General features: G+C 67.7%; 22 protein-coding genes. 13 read left to right on the top strand and 9 right to left on the bottom strand.

What is annotated here, in order from left to right; genetic code table 11:
* The first annotated feature begins 100 nt into the window (after positions 1–100).
* Entirely contained in the window at positions 101–526 is a 426-nt protein-coding gene (locus tag KR541_RS20620; protein WP_050013386.1) for a nuclear transport factor 2 family protein, read from the top strand.
* 59 nt (positions 527–585) lie between these two features.
* Here the strand turns inward: KR541_RS20620 and trhA are convergent, their stop codons facing one another.
* The 3 genes from trhA to KR541_RS20605 form a co-directional block, all read right to left on the bottom strand.
* Positions 586–1206, bottom strand: coding sequence for a PAQR family membrane homeostasis protein TrhA (trhA, locus tag KR541_RS20615; protein ID WP_050013387.1), 621 nt, complete (start codon positions 1204–1206; stop codon positions 586–588).
* Between the two features lie 208 nt (positions 1207–1414).
* Positions 1415–1621 (bottom strand): YbdD/YjiX family protein, encoded by a 207-nt coding sequence (locus KR541_RS20610; protein WP_050013388.1) that lies wholly within the window; start codon positions 1619–1621, stop codon positions 1415–1417.
* 12 nt (positions 1622–1633) lie between these two features.
* On the bottom strand, positions 1634–3712 hold the full coding sequence (locus tag KR541_RS20605) for a carbon starvation CstA family protein (protein WP_050013389.1): 2079 nt from the start codon (positions 3710–3712) through the stop codon (positions 1634–1636).
* A gap of 269 nt (positions 3713–3981) precedes the next feature.
* On the opposite strand from KR541_RS20605, the gene dapF reads away from it, so the two are divergent.
* The 8 genes from dapF (at position 3982) to KR541_RS20565 (ending at position 10251) form a co-directional block, all read left to right on the top strand.
* On the top strand, positions 3982–4794 hold the full coding sequence (dapF, locus tag KR541_RS20600) for a diaminopimelate epimerase (protein WP_050013390.1): 813 nt from the start codon (positions 3982–3984) through the stop codon (positions 4792–4794).
* Positions 4791–5675: an RNA polymerase sigma-70 factor gene (locus KR541_RS20595; RefSeq protein WP_050013391.1), complete on the top strand. Its 885-nt coding sequence runs from the start codon at positions 4791–4793 to the stop codon at positions 5673–5675. The genes dapF and KR541_RS20595 overlap by 4 nt, the downstream gene beginning before the upstream one ends.
* A 209-nt stretch (positions 5676–5884) precedes the next feature.
* Positions 5885–6364: a carboxymuconolactone decarboxylase family protein gene (locus KR541_RS20590; protein WP_050013392.1), complete on the top strand. Its 480-nt coding sequence runs from the start codon at positions 5885–5887 to the stop codon at positions 6362–6364.
* A 75-nt stretch (positions 6365–6439) separates the two neighbouring features.
* On the top strand, positions 6440–6841 hold the full coding sequence (locus tag KR541_RS20585; protein WP_050013393.1) for a cupin domain-containing protein: 402 nt from the start codon (positions 6440–6442) through the stop codon (positions 6839–6841).
* Between the two features lie 110 nt (positions 6842–6951).
* Positions 6952–7956, top strand: coding sequence for a LysR family transcriptional regulator (locus tag KR541_RS20580; RefSeq protein WP_050013394.1), 1005 nt, complete (start codon positions 6952–6954; stop codon positions 7954–7956).
* A 205-nt stretch (positions 7957–8161) separates the two neighbouring features.
* A complete protein-coding gene (locus tag KR541_RS20575; RefSeq protein ID WP_050013395.1) occupies positions 8162–8917 on the top strand; it encodes an SDR family oxidoreductase in 756 nt (251 codons plus the stop codon).
* Between the two features lie 25 nt (positions 8918–8942).
* A complete protein-coding gene (locus KR541_RS20570) occupies positions 8943–9458 on the top strand; it encodes an Ohr family peroxiredoxin (RefSeq protein WP_050013396.1) in 516 nt (171 codons plus the stop codon).
* 40 nt (positions 9459–9498) lie between these two features.
* Positions 9499–10251 carry an SDR family NAD(P)-dependent oxidoreductase gene (locus KR541_RS20565; RefSeq protein WP_204383941.1) on the top strand — a complete coding sequence of 251 codons (753 nt, stop codon included), beginning with the start codon at positions 9499–9501 and terminating at the stop codon, positions 10249–10251.
* A gap of 56 nt (positions 10252–10307) precedes the next feature.
* Here the strand turns inward: KR541_RS20565 and KR541_RS20560 are convergent, their stop codons facing one another.
* A complete protein-coding gene (locus KR541_RS20560; protein WP_050013398.1) occupies positions 10308–10736 on the bottom strand; it encodes a PRC-barrel domain-containing protein in 429 nt (142 codons plus the stop codon).
* A gap of 423 nt (positions 10737–11159) precedes the next feature.
* Entirely contained in the window at positions 11160–12290 is a 1131-nt protein-coding gene (locus KR541_RS20555; protein WP_252996671.1) for a 3-deoxy-7-phosphoheptulonate synthase, read from the bottom strand.
* 283 nt (positions 12291–12573) lie between these two features.
* On the opposite strand from KR541_RS20555, the gene KR541_RS20550 reads away from it, so the two are divergent.
* Both KR541_RS20550 and KR541_RS20545 read left to right on the top strand, forming a co-directional pair.
* A complete protein-coding gene (locus KR541_RS20550) occupies positions 12574–13128 on the top strand; it encodes a hypothetical protein (RefSeq protein ID WP_124594819.1) in 555 nt (184 codons plus the stop codon).
* 28 nt (positions 13129–13156) lie between these two features.
* A complete protein-coding gene (locus KR541_RS20545; protein ID WP_050013401.1) occupies positions 13157–13579 on the top strand; it encodes a hypothetical protein in 423 nt (140 codons plus the stop codon).
* A gap of 99 nt (positions 13580–13678) precedes the next feature.
* Here the strand turns inward: KR541_RS20545 and KR541_RS20540 are convergent, their stop codons facing one another.
* Complete coding sequence (locus KR541_RS20540; RefSeq protein WP_216089755.1) at positions 13679–14389, bottom strand: YceH family protein; 711 nt, start codon at positions 14387–14389, stop codon at positions 13679–13681.
* Between the two features lie 408 nt (positions 14390–14797).
* On the opposite strand from KR541_RS20540, the gene KR541_RS20535 reads away from it, so the two are divergent.
* Positions 14798–15559: an SDR family oxidoreductase gene (locus KR541_RS20535; RefSeq protein WP_124556552.1), complete on the top strand. Its 762-nt coding sequence runs from the start codon at positions 14798–14800 to the stop codon at positions 15557–15559.
* Between the two features lie 17 nt (positions 15560–15576).
* Here KR541_RS20535 and KR541_RS20530 read toward each other — a convergent pair whose 3' ends face one another.
* The 3 genes from KR541_RS20530 to KR541_RS20520 are packed head-to-tail and all read right to left on the bottom strand — an operon-like array spanning position 15577 to position 18007.
* Positions 15577–16281 carry an MOSC domain-containing protein gene (locus KR541_RS20530; protein ID WP_176016307.1) on the bottom strand — a complete coding sequence of 235 codons (705 nt, stop codon included), beginning with the start codon at positions 16279–16281 and terminating at the stop codon, positions 15577–15579.
* Complete coding sequence (locus tag KR541_RS20525; RefSeq protein WP_204383943.1) at positions 16278–17174, bottom strand: dihydrodipicolinate synthase family protein; 897 nt, start codon at positions 17172–17174, stop codon at positions 16278–16280. The genes KR541_RS20530 and KR541_RS20525 overlap by 4 nt, the downstream gene beginning before the upstream one ends.
* Positions 17175–17224: 50 nt before the next feature.
* Positions 17225–18007 (bottom strand): aldolase, encoded by a 783-nt coding sequence (locus KR541_RS20520; RefSeq protein WP_050013405.1) that lies wholly within the window; start codon positions 18005–18007, stop codon positions 17225–17227.
* Between the two features lie 135 nt (positions 18008–18142).
* Here KR541_RS20520 and KR541_RS20515 point away from each other — a divergent pair, with 135 nt between their 5' ends.
* On the top strand, positions 18143–18685 hold the full coding sequence (locus KR541_RS20515) for a helix-turn-helix domain-containing protein (RefSeq protein WP_050013406.1): 543 nt from the start codon (positions 18143–18145) through the stop codon (positions 18683–18685).
* Positions 18686–18706 lie beyond the last annotated feature (21 nt).

Raw genomic sequence — 18706 nt, 5'->3', positions numbered from 1 at the left:
CCGCGGCGCGGCCCGGCATCCACGTTTCGGGTCGACGTGAAACGTCTCGCGGCGGCGCACCCCTACAGTGGTTTCCGTGATCGACTTCCGGAAACCCGCCATGACACCCGCAGACACCGATGCCGATGCCCGGCGCATCCATGACGACTGGCACGCGGCCGTCGTCGCCCGCGACCTCGACGCGCTGATGTCGCTGTATGCCGACGACGCGGTGCTCGAAACGCCGCTCGTCGTCGCCACGCTGCCCGAACACGGCTCGGGCGTGCTGCACGGCAAGGCCGCGATCGGCGCGTTCTTCGCGGCCGGCCTGCGCAATCCGGACAACCCGCTCGGACGCTGGTACCGGACCGGGCTGTTCTTCTCGAACGGCCGCCAGCTCGTCTGGGAATACCCGCGCGCCACGCCGGACGGCGATCAGGTCGATCTCGTCGAGGTGATGGATCTGCGCGACGGGTTGATCGCGCATCATCGCGTGTACTGGGGATGGGTGGGCTTCGGCGCGCTGCGGGACGCGCCGCGCCGGTAGCGCATGCTGCGGCCGGCTCGCGACGCGCGAAGCATCACGCGCTCAACGCGCCATGCCCCTCACGCGACGTACATCGCGACACTGACGAACTGGCACAGGCTGCCGGCCAGCACGAACAGGTGCCAGATACCGTGTCCGTGGCGGATGCGTTCGTCGTTGATGAAGAAGTAGATCCCCGCGCTGTAGATCACGCCGCCGGCCACGAGCCATGCGGTGCCGACCGGCGGCAGCGCGTGGATCAGCGGCCGCACGGCGACGAGCGCGAGCCAGCCCATCAGCACGTACAGGATCATCGACAGCAGGCGCGTGCGGCGCCCGAGCGTCAGCTCCTGCACGATGCCGAACACGGCGAGCCCCCAGCTCACGCCGAACAGCGACCAGCCCCACGGGCCGCGCAGCGTGACGAGCGTAAACGGCGTATAGCTCCCTGCGATCAGCAGATAGATCGCCGCATGGTCGCATTTCTGCAGGATCGCCTTCAGGCGCGGGTTGCGCACGCTGTGATAGGCCGTCGAGATCGCGTAGAGCAGGATCAGCATCGCGCCGTACACGCTGAAGCTCACCACCTTGTACGGGTCGCCTTCGAGCGCGCCCATCGTCACGAGCGCGACGAGGCCGGCCACCGACAGCACCGCGCCGACGAGATGGGAAATGCTGTTGAAACGCTCACCGACATGCACGACGTGTTCTCCTGCGGTCCATCGGGAAAAGAAAGTGCCCTAATGATACCGGCGGCCGGATGCCGCCGCGCTGCGCGCGGGCAAACGGCACGCAAGCGCCCTGCGGTGCGCGTCGTCGGCCCACCAAAGAAAAAAGCGCCGCGACAGCCATCGCGGCGCTTCCGTTTCGATACCGAACCGATTCGTCAGGCGATTGCAACGGCCCGGTTCAGCAACACTTCCCCGCCCCCGACCCGTACCGCGCATTCTGACGCTCACGGAAGAATTCCTCGTACGTCATCGGCTCGCGGTCCGGATGGGTGTCGCGCATGTGCGCGACGTAGGTATCGTAGTCGGGCAGGCCGACCATCAGCCGCAACGCCTGCCCAAGGTAACGCCCCGCGCTGCGCAGGTCGCCGCCAAGATCGCTGAACATCGCGGCCTCCCCTTAACGTCCGCTGCCGAGCGCCTGCGCGGCCGGCATCGCTTCGTACGGCGTCTCGCGCACGGTCGGCTTCGACTCGCGGCGCGCGCGCAGCACGGCGAGCAGGCCGTACACCGCGATCGCCACGACGACGAAGATGAACAGCCCGGCCAGCGCCGCATCGATGTAGTCGTTGAAGATGATCCGTTTCATCTGCGCGATCGACTTCGCCGGCGCGAGCACCTTGCCCTCGTCCACCGCGGCCTGCAGCTTCGCGGCGTGCGCGAGGAAGCTGACCTTCGGGTTCGCGTCGAAAATCTTCTGCCAGCCGGCCGTCAGCGTGCAGATCAGCAGCCACGCGGTCGGCACGATCGTCACCCAGGCGTAGCGCTCGCGCTTCATCTTGAACAGCACGACGGTGCCGAGCACCAGCGCGATCGCGGCGAGCATCTGGTTCGAGATGCCGAACAGCGGCCACAGCGTGTTGATGCCGCCGAGCGGATCGACCACGCCCTGGTACAGGAAGTAGCCCCACGCGGCCACGCACAGCGCGGTGGCGACGAGGTTGGCGGGCAGCGACTCGGTGCGCTTGAGCGCCGGGTGGAACGTGCCGAGCAGATCCTGCAGCATGAAGCGGCCCGCACGCGTGCCGGCGTCGACGGCCGTCAGGATGAACAGCGCCTCGAACAGGATCGCGAAGTGATACCAGAACGCCATCATCGCTTCGCCGCCGATCACCTGGTGCAGGATGTGCGCCATGCCGACGGCCAGCGTCGGCGCGCCGCCCGCACGCGCGATGATCGTGGTTTCGCCGACGGCCTTCGCGGTTTGCGTGAGCATGTCGGGCGTCAGCACGAAGCCCCATTGCGTGACGGTGTTCGCGACCGCTTCCGGCGTCGAGCCGAGCACGGCGGCCGGCGCGTTCATCGCGAAGTAGATGCCCGGTTCGATCACGCACGCGGCGACCAGCGCCATGATCGCGACGAACGATTCCATCAGCATCGCGCCGTAACCGATGAAGCGCGCGTTGGTTTCGTTGTCGATCAGCTTCGGCGTCGTGCCCGACGAGATCAGCGCGTGGAAGCCCGACACCGCGCCGCACGCGATCGTGATGAACAGGAACGGGAACAGGTTGCCCGCCCACACCGGGCCCGTGCCGTCGACGAACTTCGTCAGCGCGGGCATCTTGAGTTCCGGTGCGACGACCAGGATGCCGATCGCGAGGCCGAGGATCGTGCCGATCTTCAGGAACGTCGACAGGTAGTCGCGCGGCGCGAGCAAGAGCCACACCGGCAGCACCGACGCGACGAAGCCATAGCCGATCAGGATCCACGTGAGCTGCGTGCCGCTGAACGTGAACCACGCGGCGATCGCCGGCGAGGCGGCCACGTTCTGACCGAACGCGATCGCGGCCATCAGCCCGATGAAGCCGATGATCGACACTTCGCCGATGCGGCCCGGGCGGATGTAGCGCGTATAGACGCCCATGAACAGCGCGATCGGAATCGTCGCGGCGACGGTGAACGTGCCCCACGGTGAATTGGTCAGCGCCTTCACGACGATCAGCGCGAGCACCGCGAGGATGATCACCATGATCAGGAACGCGCCGAACAGTGCGATCACGCCGGGCACCGTGCCGAGCTCCATCTTGACGAGGTCGCCCAGCGAGCGGCCGTCGCGGCGCGTCGAGATGAACAGCACGATGAAGTCCTGCACCGCGCCGGCGAACACGACGCCGGCCAGGATCCACAGCATGCCGGGCGTATAGCCCATCTGCGCGGCGAGCACGGGTCCGACCAGCGGCCCGGCGCCGGCGATCGCGGCGAAGTGATGGCCGAACAGCACGTACTTGTTGGTCGGCACGTAGTCGAGGCCGTCGTTGTACTTGACCGCCGGCGTCATCCGCAGCCCGTCGAGCTGCATGACCTTGCTGGCGATGAAACGGCTGTAGAAGCGATACGCGATCAGATACACGCAGACTGCGGCGATCACGATCCAGAGGGCACTGACGCGTTCGCCGTGCGCGAGTGCGATCGTGCCGAATGCGAACGCGCCGAGCAGCGCGACCGCGATCCATAGCAGGGTACTGGAAGCCCGATTCATGGCGTCTCCTGGTCTCCAATGTGTTTTTGAGTGGATGCGGCGAGGCGCCGAACCCGCGTGACGTCGATGCGTCGTGCCACAGCCTCGCAGAGGCCGCGGCGATGGGCCGTAGTATTCCGCGCGATGGGGGAGGCTTACAAGCGGATAACTACGTATGCGGGGCTACGTAGAATTACGTAGCCCCCTGTCGCATGCGCCTCGTCGGGCAACGATTGCCCGCGACCGCCGAGCCACGTACAGTGTTCGCCTACCCCCACTCCGGAACCGCCATGCCGATCGCATTTCAGAAGATGAACGCGAATGGCGATGACTTCGTCATCGTCGACCTGCGCGATCAGGGACACGAGCAAGCGCACCGCGTCGATCGCGATCTCGTGCGGCGCATGGGCGACCGGCATCGCGGCATCGGCTTCAATCAGCTCGCATTGATCTCGGACTGCGACGACGCCACCGCGTACGTCGCCTTCCGGAATCCCGACGGCTCGACGCTCGATACCTGCGGCAGCGCGACGCGCGGCGCCGCATGGAAGCTGATGCGGGAAACCGGCGCGGCGTCGGTCGTGCTGCGCACGAATCGCGGCCGCTTGCACTGTTCGCAGGATGCGCACGGACTGATCAAGGTCGAGATGGGCGCGCCGCGGTTCGGCTGGCAGGACATACCCTTTGCCGAAGCCGCCGACACGCTCGCGCTGCCGCTGCCCGGCACACCGGCCGCCTGCAGCATGGGCAATCCGCACTGCACGTTCTTCTTCGACGATGTCGCTGCACTCGACCTCGCAACGCTCGGCCCGGCGATCGAAACGCATCCGCTGTTTCCGCGGAAAACCAACGTGCATTTCGTTCAGGTCATCGATCGCACGCACATTCGCCTGCGCATCTGGGAGCGCGGCGGCGGCGTGCCGCTCGGCTCCGGCTCGTGTTCGTGCGGCGCGGTGGTCAACGGTATCCGGCGCGGCCTGCTGGACGAGACCGTGAACGTCGAATGCGACGGCGGCAACGTGACGGTGCATTGGGATGGCACCGGCAATGTGTTCCTGAGCGGGCCGGTTGCATTCGGGTTCAGCGGGGTGTGGCTGTCATGAGCGACGACGCACAGATCTTCCACACGCTGCGTCCGCGCCTGCAAAAGATCGCGTACCGGATGCTCGGCTCCATCGCGGACGCCGAAGACATCGTGCAGGACGTGTGGCTGCGCTGGCACGACGCGGCGCGCGACGGTATCGAGAATGCCGAGGCATGGCTCGTCGCGGTCACGACCCGGACGTCGATCGACCGGCTGCGCGCGGCGAAGATCCGGCGCGAGCACTACACGGGTATCTGGCTGCCCGAGCCGGAACTCGGCGAATCGCCTGCGACGCCCGAGGAAGTGACGGAGCGCGCGAACGACGTGTCGGTCGCCTATTTGCTGCTGCTCGAGCGGTTGACGCCGGAAGCGCGCGCAGCCTTTCTGCTGCGCGAAGTGTTCGATGCCGACTACGACGAGATTGCCGACGCGATCGGCAAATCCGAAGCCGCGTGCCGGCAGCTCGTCAGCCGGGCGAAGGCCCAGTTGCGCGACGACGACAGGCCGCGCCACATCGTGCCGCGCGAAACGCACCGGCAATTGCTGCAGACCTTTTCGCATGCCCTCGCGCAGGGCGATTTTCCGTCGATCCAGGCGCTCCTCGCCGAAGATGCGATGCTGATCGGCGACGGCGGCGGCAAGGTCCAGAGTTTCCCGAAACCGATGGTCGGCGGTCGCCGCATCGCACAACTGTTCTACGCGACGTGGTTGCGCTGCGGCAGCGGCGTCGAAATGCGTCCGGTCGTGCTGAACGGCGAATGGGCGATGCTGCGCATCATCGCCGGCCAGCTCGAATCCGCGATGGCGTTCGAGACGGACGGCACGCGCATCGTCCGGATTCTCGTGCAGCGCAACCCCGACAAGCTCGCGCGCATCGCAGCCGCGTGCAGTGCTGGCTAGGGCGTGTTCACGCCCTAGCGATGGGTTGAACCCCGAAGCGCGCGTCGTGCACCGCTCGATGCGGCATTGGTGCAGCCCGCGCAACACGATGCGTCCCTGTGCGTGGCTACCGCGCGCCGGCCCACACTCCTAAGATGATTTCGCGCGGCGCCCTGCCGCCCCCGACGCCCGCGCAACGCGGGCCAGCCTCTTCGTCGCCAGGAGAAATCATGACGCAGCGTCTCAACTACATGCATCAATCGCCGGAACTGTTCCGGCAATTCCTCGAACTCAGCAACCTGCTGCGCGGCAGCGCGATCGAGGAATCGATCCGTGACCTCGTGTCCGCGCGTGCGTCGCAACTCAACGGCTGCGCATTCTGCCTCGACATGCACGTGAAGGAGGCTCGCCTGCACGGCGAGCGCGAGTTGCGCCTTCACCATCTCGCGACGTGGCGCGAATCGACGCTGTTCTCGCCGCGCGAGCGGGCTGCGCTGGCCTGGACCGAAGTACTGACGAAACTCCCCGAGCACGGCGTGCCCGACGACGTCTACGATCGCGTGCGCGGCCAGTTCTCCGAGAAGGAATTGTCGGACCTGACGTTCGAGGTGATGGCGATCAACGGCTGGAACCGCGCGAACGTGGCGTTCCGCACCGCTCCGGGCTCGGCCGACAAGGCTTACGGCCTCGACAAGGCCAATCTCGCCTGACGCCCGCGCCCGGCTACGGGCCGCTCCCTGCTTCGCCGCCGGCTGCCGGCCGGCGGCTTCACTGGAATCCATCCGATGATTCGCCTGAAACATGCCATCGCGGCCGCGCTCGTCGCCGCCTCGACCACCGGCGCTGTCCACGCGGCGCCTTCGGCCATCGTCACCCCGTTGATGACGAAGCCGCTCGACGCGTATCCGGGCAAGGAAGCCCTGATGATCTCGGTCGAATATCCGCCCGGCGCGGTCGACCCGGTCCACCGTCACCACGCCGAGGCCTTCGTCTATGTCGTCGAGGGCTCGATCGTGATGCAGGTGAAGGGCGGCGAGCCCGTCACGCTGAAGCCGGGCCAGACCTTCTACGAGGGCCCGAACGATCTGCACACGGTCGGACGCAATGCGAGCCGGACGCGGCCCGCGAAGTTCATCGTGCTGCTGTTGAAGGACAAGGGTGCACCCGTGCTCGTGCCGGAGAAATAGCCGGCCCGCACGCCGCCGCGCCCTTTTTTGAAAAAATGCGGCGGGCGGTGTCACAGGCGGCAGCGCTGAACCGTCTAGTCGCATACGGACACCACGATTCCAGCGCCTCCATGCCCGACACCTCCATCCGCCGCCCCGACGCCGACGACCCTTTCGCACGCAGCTTCTCGACCTGCTACGCCGGCGTCGTCACCTTCCTGGCCGTTGTCACGGAAGGCAGCTTCGCACGCGCCGCCGATCGCCTCGGCGTCGGCCGCTCGTCGGTCAGCCGCCACGTGCAACGGCTCGAGGATCGGCTCGACGCCCGCCTGTTCCAGCGCACGACCCGCAGCATGTCGCTGACGCGCGAAGGCGAACTCTTCTACGAAAACTGCCGGCCCGGCATCGAGCATCTGGCGCAGGCGCTCGAGGACATGCGCGAGCTGCGCAGCGGGCCGCCGAGCGGACACCTGCGCATCGGCGCGACGCCGGGCTTCGGCCGCAAGGTCATCGCGCCGCTGCTGCGCGACTTCCATGCGCGGTATCCGGACATCACGCTCGAACTGCTGTTGAACGACAGGCCCGTCGATTTCTCCGCCGACCGCATCGACGTCGCGTTTCGCGACGGCCGCATGGAGGACAGCGCGATCGTCGCGCGCCGGCTGATTCCGATGCAGATGATCGTCTGCGCGTCGCCGTCGTACGCGCACCGGCACGGCTTGCCGCGCCACGTCGACGATCTCGAGCGGCATCGCTGCATCAACCTGCGCACCGCATCGGGCCGCGTGACGGAATGGGAATTCAGGATCGACGGGGCGACGCAGCAGCGCCAGATCGCCGCGCATCACACGTTCAACGACATCGATCTCGTCGTGCACGCGGCGCTCGACGGGCTCGGCATCGCGCAACTGCCCGCGTACCAGGTGTGCGACCTGCTCGCCGACGGCCGGCTGCTGAGCTGTCTCGGCCAGCACGCGCCGGACGACGGCGGCCACTATCTCTGCTACCTGAGCCGCAAGCATCTGCCCACGCGCATCCGCGTGTTCATCGACTACATGATCGAACAGACGCGGGCGCGCGATCTGCAGTGCCTGACCACGATGACGACGCTGGCGCCGCTGGAGACGGTCGATTGATGCATTCCCGGCAACATGGTGAGGGCTTGCCGGCCTCTACCGGATCGCGCGGCGCATGCCTACGATGCGGGCTGTTCGACAGGCACGCGAATACGGCGCTGCGCCGTTCGGCAACGTACCGGCCCGATCGCGCGAACGCGATGGGCGCCGGTTTCGGCAGATTCAAGCGGCGCGCATGTCGCGCGCCCGTTCAAGGAGAGCAATCGTGAAAATCGTCGTGATTGGTGGTACCGGCCTGATCGGCAGCAAGGTCGTCAGGAACCTGATCGCACGCGGCCACGACGCGGTGGCGGCCGCGCCGTCGACGGGCGTCGATACGATCACGGGCGCGGGGCTGGACGCCGCGCTGGCCGGCGCGGAGGTCGTCGTCGATCTCGCGAATTCGCCGTCGTTCGAGGAAGCGGCCGTGAAGGCGTTCTTCGAGGCGTCGGGGCGCAACCTGTTCGCCGCGGAGCGCGCGGCCGGCGTACGCCATCACGTCGCGCTGTCGGTGGTTGGCACCGACCGGCTGCAGCAGAGCGCGTATTTCCGCGGCAAGATCATCCAGGAGAACCTGATCCGCGAAGCCGGCGTGCCGTACACGATCGTGCGCTCGACGCAGTTCTTCGAATTCGTCGGCGCGATCGCGCAGGCCGGCGCGCAGGGCGACACGGTCCGCTTGACCACCGCGCACTTCCAGCCGATCGCATCGGACGACGTCGCGGCCGCCGTGACCGACTTCGCGCTCGACGCGCCGCGCAACGGCATCGCCGAAATCGGCGGCCCCGAGCGCGTGCGGATCGCCGATCTGGTCGAGCGTTTCCTGTCGGCGACGCACGACGCGCGCACGGTGACGCGCGACGCCAGCGCCGACTACTTCGGCGCCGTGCTGCAGGACGATACGCTCGTGCCGACAGCCGGTGCGCGCCTCGGCGCGACGACCTTCGACGCGTGGTTCCGGCAGAACCAGCCCGCGCGCTGAGCGCCTCGGCCGGATCACGCACATCATGACGCCGCTGCGCCCGCCGCCGCTATCGCTGCTCGACCGGTATCGCGGACGAGAACCGCAGACGCTGTACTCGACGACGGTGACCGTTACCGGCGGCGCGGCGGAGCACGGCCGCGCATCGGGCGTCGCGCGTTCCGACGACGGGCGGCTCGATGTCGAGCTGCGCCTGCCGTCCGCGCTCGGCGGACCCGGCGACGGCCCGAACCCGGAGCAACTGTTCGCCGCGAGCTATGCGGCGTGTTTTCACGGCGCGCTGAGCCTGCTGGCTGCACGGGCGGGGGTGTCGATCGCCGGTGCATCGGTGTCCGCGTCGATCGACTTCTGCCGCGATCCGATGGACGGGCTGTTCATGCTGAACGCGAACATTCGCGTGCGGCTGCCGGGCGTCGAACGCGTCGTGGCGGAAGAGCTCGTCCGCAATACGGAGCGTTTCAGTCCTTACACGAAGATGGCGCATGAGGGAATCAGCCACGTGGTGGCGCTGGCGCCGGCGGACGATGCGCACGAACGCTAAACGGCACGCACGTTCAACCCATCATCTTCACGAGAAAGTCATGCAGTCATTCGACAACAAGGTGGTCCTCATTACCGGCGGCGGCGCCGGCATCGGGCGGGCGGCGGCCGTCGCGTTCGCACGCGAAGGGGCGCGCGTCGTCATCACGGGCCGCCGCGAAGAGGCGCTTTCCGCCGCCGCGCGCAGCGCGCCGGGCATCGACTACGTGGTCGCGGATGCCGGCGATCCGGCCGACGCCACGCGCACGATCGACGAAACGGTCGCACTGGCGGGGCGGCTCGACGTGCTGGTCAACAATGCGGGCGCGGGGGCGATCCTGCCGCTCGAGTCGGCGACCTTCGACGCGATCAGCGCGATCTTCCGCGTCAATACGCTCGGACCGTCGATGCTCGCGACCGCCGCGCTGCCGCATCTGAAAGCAGCCCGCGGCAGCATTGTCAACGTGTCGAGCACGTTCGGACACAAGGCCGCGGCGCTGTTGTCGCACTATGCAGCGAGCAAGGCCGCGCTCGAGCATCTGACGCGCTGCTGGGCGCTCGAGCTCGCATCGGCGGGCGTACGCGTGAACGCCGTCGCGGCAGGCCCGACGGAAACGGACTTCCTGTCCGAACGGATGAAGCTGTCGGCACCCGACATCGAAGCAATCAAGGCGCAGGAGCGCACGCGCATTCCGCTTGGCCGGCGCGGCGAGCCCGCGGACGTCGCGAACTGGATCGTGTCGCTCGCGTCGCCGCAGGCGGCATGGATGACAGGTCAGGTGGTCACGGTCGACGGCGGACTCGACGCAACCTGACCGTCGCAAGGACGCGCGGCACGCGACGTACGACGCGTGCCGCGCGATACGGCAAATCAGTGCTTTTCGTCGACCTTCTTCGGCTTCGGCGCCGACGGCACCTTCGCGTACTGGAACGCCGGCGTGGCCTTCAGCGCTTCCTTGGTCGCACCCGGCAGGTAGATGTTGCCGTTGCGCACGTCGAGCGACGCGATCGGCACCGCGACGTCGTGCGCGGCCACGCCGAGGAAGCCGCCTGCCGACACGATCGCGGCCGACACCGAGCCGTCCGGCGCGACGATCAGGTCGCGCACCTTGCCGACTTTCTGGTTCTCGTCGTTGTACACGGTCTTGCCGAGCACGCTTTTCTTCACGCTCCAGCCTTCGAGCAGCGCCTGCGATTGCTCGACGGTCACGCTGATCGGCTGCGCGCCCGCGATCTGCGCATGCGCGCTGATGCTCGACGCGAGGACGGTTGCTGCGAGGAGGGTCTTGTAGAACTTCATGTGTGATGCACTCCGGTTCGGTTGTTGTGGATTCCGGGAACGAAGCGACGCGGGCGCAATGGCTGATCGGTGAGCGCCCGAGGATGGCCGCCCCGCGGACGGCCGCCCCGCGGATGGCCGCCCCGCGCTTCGTCGGTCGCGTGACGGCCGGCCGCACCGCCACTGCGTGTGTGCGTGGCCGGACTGCAGCGAGCAACACGTCTTTCATGGTAGCGGGATTCGCCGGATCGTGCGTTGAGCGTGCAACGTGGCAAGCGGGGCGGAACGGATCAGGATCAAGATTCGTGCAAACAGACGGCGCGCGCGGCGCGGAAAATCGCGCCGTGACCCGTCGATTAGCGCAATCTCACGGACGAGCGCCCGATCTTCGCGGCGTATCGAACACATCGAATCACGCGGCGGGCGCCGCGCGGCCGCGCAGCATCACGCATTCCGCGCATACACCCGGCGATGCCGCACCGCCTCCGCCAGCACGTCGAGCACCGGCTCCGTCTGCGTCCAGCTCAGGCACGCATCGGTGATCGACACGCCGTATTGCAGCGGCACGCCCGGCTTCAGGTCCTGCCTGCCCGCCTCGAGATGGCTCTCCACCATCACGCCGACGATCCGGTGCTCGCCCTGCCCCAACTGCCGCGCGAGATCCTGCGCGACCTCGATCTGCCGCTCGTGCGACTTGTTCGAGTTCGCATGCGAGCAGTCGACCATCACCTGCTCGCGCAAGCCGGCCTTGCGCAGCACCGCGCAGCTCGCTTCGACGTGCTCCGCATCGTAATTCGGGCCGTTCTTGCCGCCGCGCAGGATCACGTGCGCGTCGTCGTTGCCGCGCGTCTCGAAGATCGCGGCCATCCCCATCTTCGTCATCCCCATGAACGCATGGCTCGCGGCCGCGGCGACGATCGCGTCCGACGCGACCTGCACGCCGCCGTCGGTGCCGTTCTTGAAGCCGATCGGGCAGCTCAGCCCCGACGCGAGCTGACGATGGCTCTGGCTCTCGGTCGTGCGCGCGCCGATCGCGCCCCACGCGATCAGGTCGGCGATGTACTGCGGGCTCAGGAGGTCGAGGAATTCGGTCGACGCCGGCAGGCCCAGCGCGTTGATGTCGAGCAGCAGTTGCCGCGCGGCGCGCAGCCCTTCGTTGATGCGGAAGCTGCCGTCGAGGCGCGGATCGTTGATGTACCCCTTCCAGCCGACCGTCGTGCGCGGCTTCTCGAAGTACACGCGCATCGTGATCAGCAGGTCGTCCTTCAGCACGTCGGCGGCGGCCTTCAGGCGGCGCGCATAATCGAGCGCCTGGTCGTGATCGTGGATCGAGCACGGGCCGACGACGAGCAGCAGCCGGTCGTCGCGGCCGTGCAGGATGTCGCCGATCGCGCGGCGCGTATCCTCGACGAGCGTCTGCGTCGCGGCCGGCACCGGCAGCTCGTCGAGCAGCAGCGCGGGCGAAATCAGCGGACGCACCGCGCCGATGCGGACGTCGTCGATGCGGGTGGTGTCCTGCGTCGCGTCGGCGCTGCCTACCTCGCGATCGTGGGAAGGATTGTCGAGGTTCTGCATGGTGATTCTCCGGGGGACATCTGTCTGGAATGATGGGCAGGCTCGATTATGGCACCCGTGCGGGACGATAGCGGGTTGCGGGGAAGTCGACCGAAATCGACACGACGGGTCGCGACGTGACGGCGATCGCGGTCCGCCGGCCATTCGGCCGAGTGGTCGCGTGTCACCGCGGTGCCGTACGATCGTGGCTGTCCGCTGCCGATGCGGCCCCTCGCTCGACACCGGCGGCACCATGCGCCGCCTGCCTGCGACCGATCGTTCACCCCTTGCCCGACACGCCACGATGACCGTATCCGACCTCCTCAGCGCCATCCGCCAACCCTACGCCGACCTGCTCGCGCAAGCGGCCACGCAACCGGCCGCCGTCGTCGAGCCGGCCTACCGGAAAGCCGACGGCACGCTCGCCACCGAAGGCCCGCTCGCGCTGCCATGCCGGGCCGACACCATTCACGGCGAAGGCGAATCGGCTGGCCAGCCGGCGATGGTCGATTCGACCACGCAACTCGATTTCGAGCCGTTCGCGTTCGAGCTCGAAACGGTAGCCGTATCGATCCATCCGTTCGTGTGGGACTGGGCGACGATCGAAGCCGACGGTCTCGACGAAGCCGCGGCCACCGAGGTGTTCAAGACCTGGTTCTTCGCGTGGTTCGACGCCGACGACGAAAGCATGCCGGCCGAAGACGGCCTGCACGGCATCGTTCACTATCTGTCGGAACCGGCGAACACCGAGCACGGATGGCGCGTCAACGCGGATCTCGGCTCGGCGCCGGGCGCGGCGGTCGAGGACCTGCTGTTCCGGCTCGTCGATGCGGGCGCCACGCGAATCAGTGTCGGTTGAAGCGCTTTTCCATGACGGACAGACGAACATGAAAAAAACATTCGCGGCGTTGCTGCTGTGCATCGCATTGCCCGCGTCGGCGGAAGTCAGTACCGAAGTGCTGTGTTTTCAGACGAGCGGAGACAAACCCGTGCGCTTCGAATTGCGCACGTACCACGACGACGTGGCCAAGTGGCAAGGCGGTGTCGTCCGGTATGCGAAGTCGAAGACGGCGATCCCGCTGCTGTTCAAGCACGAGGATCACGAAGAACTGGCGGAGGGCCGGCCGTACCAGTTCACGACCACGTGGTGGGAAATGGTCGACGGCAAGATCAACGGCGAGTATGAGATGACGAGCCAGGGCGCGATCGTCTATTCGATGACGTACCGCAACGCACGCACCGGCAAGCAAACGGATTTCGCGTGGGCGCAGGACGTCGATGCGTCCGCGAAGGCGGGGTGCCGCTGGTAATGCGGCTTCGGGCAGGGTTGCGGAGCGCGTTCGTCACCCGGCGCGCGCGTGAGCGCGTGTGCGCCGGTGTCACTCCGTTTCAGGTGCCTTGGGCGTCTGTCAGCCCGCGTCGCCCGGCGCGTCGACGTCGATACCGAGTTCGCTCGCCATCCGCTGAACCAGCGCATTGAGTCGCGCCACTTCGTCCGCGAGGCGCTTCTGCTCGGCCTTCAGTGCCTCGAATTCGGAAGGCGGCACCGAATCCGCGCCACCGCCGGCATCCGCGCTCGCGAAGTCGGCCATGTTCACTTCGCCGCACATCAGGTGCATCCAGCGGTTCTCGCGCGCACCCGGTGCACGCGGCAGCCGGACGACGAGCGGCTGCGTGCGCGCCGCGAGTTCGTCGAGGAACGCCTCGACCGACGAGATATCCGCGAAGCCGTGCAGGCGCGCGCTGTTCAGGCGCAGCTCGGCGGCCGTCTGCGGGCCGCGCAGCAACAGGATCGTCAGCAGCGCGATCGCCTGGCTCGGGATGCCGAGCACGCGGTTCATGTTGTGCTCGAAACGCGGCACGCGGCTGCTGCTGCCTTCCATCACGAGGCTCAGGTGCTTCAGCCCGTCGAGCGCGGTCGTGACTTCGTCCTCGCTGACGCTCATCACCGGCGCGCGCGCGGTTTTCTGGTTGCAGCCCGCGGTCAGCGCGTTCAGCGACAGCGGGTAGGTATCCGGCACCGTGTGCTGTTTCTCGACGAGCACGCCGAGAATGCGGGCCTCGAGGGGCGTGAGTTCGCGAAGGGCGCGGGGCGTGGGCGTATCCGGCGTGGTGTTCATGAGTAGCGTCGCGGCGTGCAGCAGGTGAAGGGAAACGATCGCGGCCCGCGCGGCATCGCGCACGGGCGAGCCATATGATAGCTCGCGGCGAGCGGCCCGGCGCCGCTCATCGCACCAGCGCGCGCACGTGCCGCGGCATGCTTTCGTCCGACGTAGCGGCGCGGCCGATCGCGCGCGGTGCAATGCGACGATGCGTGGGCCGCAGCGCCGCAGATTCGGCCTTCGCGCACGCCCCCGCGTTTGCGCGATGCCCATGCCGGCGCTACGATAGGCGCTCATCCCGATATCGAGCGCGCCGCGCGCGACCGTCTTCGCTCGTCGATACCACGCATCACTCGCCCCGAATTCACTGCCGCCGTGCGTGCGCGCCGCTCGCCACTACCGTTCACCCCTCACCGGTTCACCACCATGACTGCATCTTCTCCCGCACCCGTGCGCGCCATCGTCACCGGACACACGCGCGGCGTCGGCGCGGCGCTCGCCGAACAACTGCTGCAGGAAGGCATCGCCGTGCTCGGCGTGTCGCGCAGCCGCCATCCGTCGCTCGCGTCGCAGGCCGGCGAGCGCTTCGCCGAAGTCGAACTCGACCTGTCGGATTCCACGGCCGTCGCGGCCTGGCTGGCCGGCGACACGCTGTGCCGCTTCGTGGACGGCGCGTCGCTCGTGCTGCTGTTCAACAACGCGGGCATCGTCGATCCGATCGGCCCGCTCGCCGTGCAGGACCCGACGATCGTCGCCCGCGCGGTCGGCCTGAACGTCGCCGCGCCGCTGATGCTGTCGGCCGCGCTCGTGCAAGCCGCGTCGGCCGCGACCGAATGCCGGATCGCGCACCTGTCGAGCGGCGCGGCGCGCAACGCGTATGCGGGCTGGAGCATCTACTGCGCGACCAAGGCCGCGCTCGATCACCATGCGCGCGCCGTCGCGCTCGACGCGAACGGCGCACTACGGATCTGCAGCGTCGCGCCGGGTGTCGTCGATACGGGCATGCAGGCCACGATCCGCGCGACCGACCAAAACAATTTCCCGATGCGCGAGAAATTCGACGAGTTGAAGGCGAGCGGCGCGCTCGCCACGCCCGAGGCCACCGCCCGACAGCTGATCGGCTATGTGCTGAGCGACGCATTCGGTAACGAGCCGACGGCCGACGTGCGCAACCTGCCGACGAAGTAAGCATCGGACGCGGCCCGTCATCCTTCGAGCCGCTTCGTCCAGTCCTCGACCTGCCGCTCCGTGCGGCGCTTCTCGAGCATCTTGCGCCAGCCGGGCGGCAGCAGCGGCACGTCGCACAGCGCGTCGAGCGCGGCCATGTCGAGCGTGCGTCGATACAGCACGTCGAGCACCGCCGACAACGGCCATTGCGGGTAGCGGCGCGCATGCAGCGCCAGCACGTCGCCCGCCGCCACCCAGCCTTCCTGCAGCACGCGGTAGTACCAGCCGGTCCGGCCGCTTTGCTGCACGAGCGCCGCCATCCTCGGATGATCGAAACGTGCGTTGAGCTTCGAGCACGGCTGCCGCGACTGCGACACCTGGAGCACCGCGCCACCCAGCGTGAACACGTCGCCGAGACACACGTCGCGCTCGGTGATGCCGCTCGTCGACAGGTTCTCGCCGAACGCGCCCGGCCGGGCGAGCACGTCGCGCGCGCCGATCTGCCCGGCCCACCACGCATAGTGATCGTGCGCATAGTGATGAACGGCCTTGTCGGGGCCGCCGTGATGCCGCGCATCGGCCTGCTCGTCGCCGGCAAAGCCGAGCGCACCCAGCCACCGGCGCGCATCGACCGGCTGCTTGTCGATCGCGCTCGCGTGCGGCGTGCCGGCGAGCGGCCGGCTCGCGCCGATCCGCACCGCGTCGATGACGGCCGCGATCGCCGGCCGCGCGTCGTCGCTCATGCCGCGGCAACCTCCGGCAGCGCCGCCAGCAGGCGCTCGAGTTCGCGCGTGCGTGCGTCGCCGAGCGGCAGCAGCGGCCGCCTCGGTTCGCCGGCGTCGAAACCGCGCAGCCTCAGCCCGGCCTTCACCGTCACCGGCAACCCGCCGTTGACGATGAACTGCAGCAACGGCAACTGCGCGTGAAAAACCGATCTGGCGCGCGCGAGATCGCCCGTGCGCATCGCGTCGAACAACGCGAGCGGCAACGCGGCATTCAGGTTCGGCGCGGCCGTGCACCATCCGGACGCGCCCGCGGCCAGCGCGGCGAGCGCCATCGGATTGCTGCCGTTGTAGAACGGAATCGTCCCGTCGCTCAACTGCGCGAGCCGGTGCATCCGGCCGATGTCGCCGGTGCTTTCCTTGACCATCGTCACGTTGTCGACGGCCCGGCAGATCGTCGCGATCAGGTCGGGCGACATGTCGACGCCGCTCGTCGCCGGGTTGTTGTACAGCATGATCGGGATGCCGATCGCGTCGCCGATCGCGCGATAGTGCGCGACGATCTCGTCGTTGCCGAGCTTCCAGTACGACACCGGCAGCACCATCACCGCATCGGCGCCGGCCTGTTCGGCGTAGCGGGCACGGCGCACCGCGCCCGCCGTGGTGAGATCGGATATCCCGACGACGGTCGGCACGCGCCGGCGCACCGCGCGAATCGACGCGGTGGCGGCGGCCTCCCATTCGGCATCGGACAGGTATGCGCTTTCGCCGGTACTGCCCAGCGGCGCGATCGCGTGAACACTGTCGGCGATCAGGCGTTCGATCAGCGCATCGAGCGCTTTCAGATCGACGTCGCCGGCGGCGGAGAACGGCGTGACCGGGTAGGCAATGATGCCTTTCAGCAGGATGGACACGATGGGTATTCCTCAATGATTGTGTGAAGAGATCGAAACGGCGCACGCGCTCAAGCGACGCAATCCCGATGCGTACGCAACGCACGGCGTGCGTAGTAGTCGAACGTCACCGCATCGCGCTTCGGCTTCGAGATCCAGTCGTGCGCTTCGCGCGCCAGCGCCGGCGGCACCGGTTTGATCTCGCCGGCCGACATCGCGAGCAGTTGCAGCTTCGCCGCGCGTTCGATCAGCAGCGCGAGGATGCACGCCTCCTCGATCGTCTTGCCGACCACCAGCTGGCCGTGATGCGACAGCAGGATCGCGCGCTTGCTGCCCAGCGCCCTCGAGATGATCTCGCCCTCCTCGTTGCCGACCGGCACGCCCGGCCAGTCCTTCAGGAACGCGCAATCGTCGTACAGCGGGCAGGTGTCCATGTGCGACACGACCAGCGGCTGTTCGAGCATCGACAGCGCCGCGACATGCGCCGGATGCGTATGGATGATGCAGTTCACGTCCGGGCGCTCGCGATAGATCCACGTATGGAACCGATTGGCCGGGTTCGGAATGCCTTCGCCATCGACGACGTCGAGATCCTCGTTGACGCGCAGCAGGTTCGCGGCCGAAATTTCGTCGAAACCGAGCCCGAGCCGCTGCGTGTAGTACGTGCCGGCCGCATCCGCGCGGCAGGTGATCTGCCCGGCCAGGCCCGAATCGTGGCCGGCGTCGAACAGGATCCGGCACGTCAGCGCGAGCTTTTGTCGCGCAGACCAGCCGCTGTCGCCCACTTCGTTTTCAAGCCGCCGCTCCGCCAGTGCGACCAGCGCTTCCTTCGTCAAATTCAGCGTTTCCGCCATGTTCGCCTCCTGAATGAACCGGGTCTGCCGCGCCGTCCGCGGCCGCTTTTTTCCGGCGCGCGTGACACACGATACACCGAATGACACTTTGTGTCATGCGTTACAATCGGTTTTTCGAAGGACACCTGGCGCCCCATGACGATTCGCCTGAAGCTGCTCAGAAAACAGAAGGGCTGGACGCTCGACGTGCTGGCCGACGAGACCGGCCTCACCAAGAGCTACCTGTCGAAGGTCGAGCGCGGCCTGAGCGTGCCGTCGATCGCGGTCGCGCTGAAGCTGTCGAAGGCGCTGAACGTCGACGTCGAGCAGCTGTTCTCGGAAAGCAGCAACCGCGAGCTGATCACGGTCACGCGCGCCGGCGAGCGCACCGCGATGGGCGCGGCAGCCGATAGTCACGCGCACCGCTTCGAGAGCATCGCGGCGGGCGTCGCGCCGAAGAAGATGCTGCCGTTCGTCGTGCATCCGCCCCACGAATTCGTCGCGTCGACGTTCCGCGAACACGAAGGCGAGGAATTCCTGTTCGTGCACAAGGGGCGCGTCGAAATCGAATTTCCGAACGAGACGGTGCAACTCAGGACCGGCGATTCAGTCTATTTCAACGCACTCATCCCGCACCGCACGCGCAGCCTCGGCGCCGCGCAGGCGGAGATCCTGGTCATCGTCAGCCACGACGACTAGCCTCGTCACTTCTTCGCGCAA

It is taken from the genome of Burkholderia sola, assembly GCF_905400185.1.
GTDB lineage: Bacteria > Pseudomonadota > Gammaproteobacteria > Burkholderiales > Burkholderiaceae > Burkholderia > Burkholderia sola.
The sequence above is the reverse complement of the archived record's forward strand: the minus strand, read 5'-3'. Positions and strand labels throughout refer to the sequence as shown.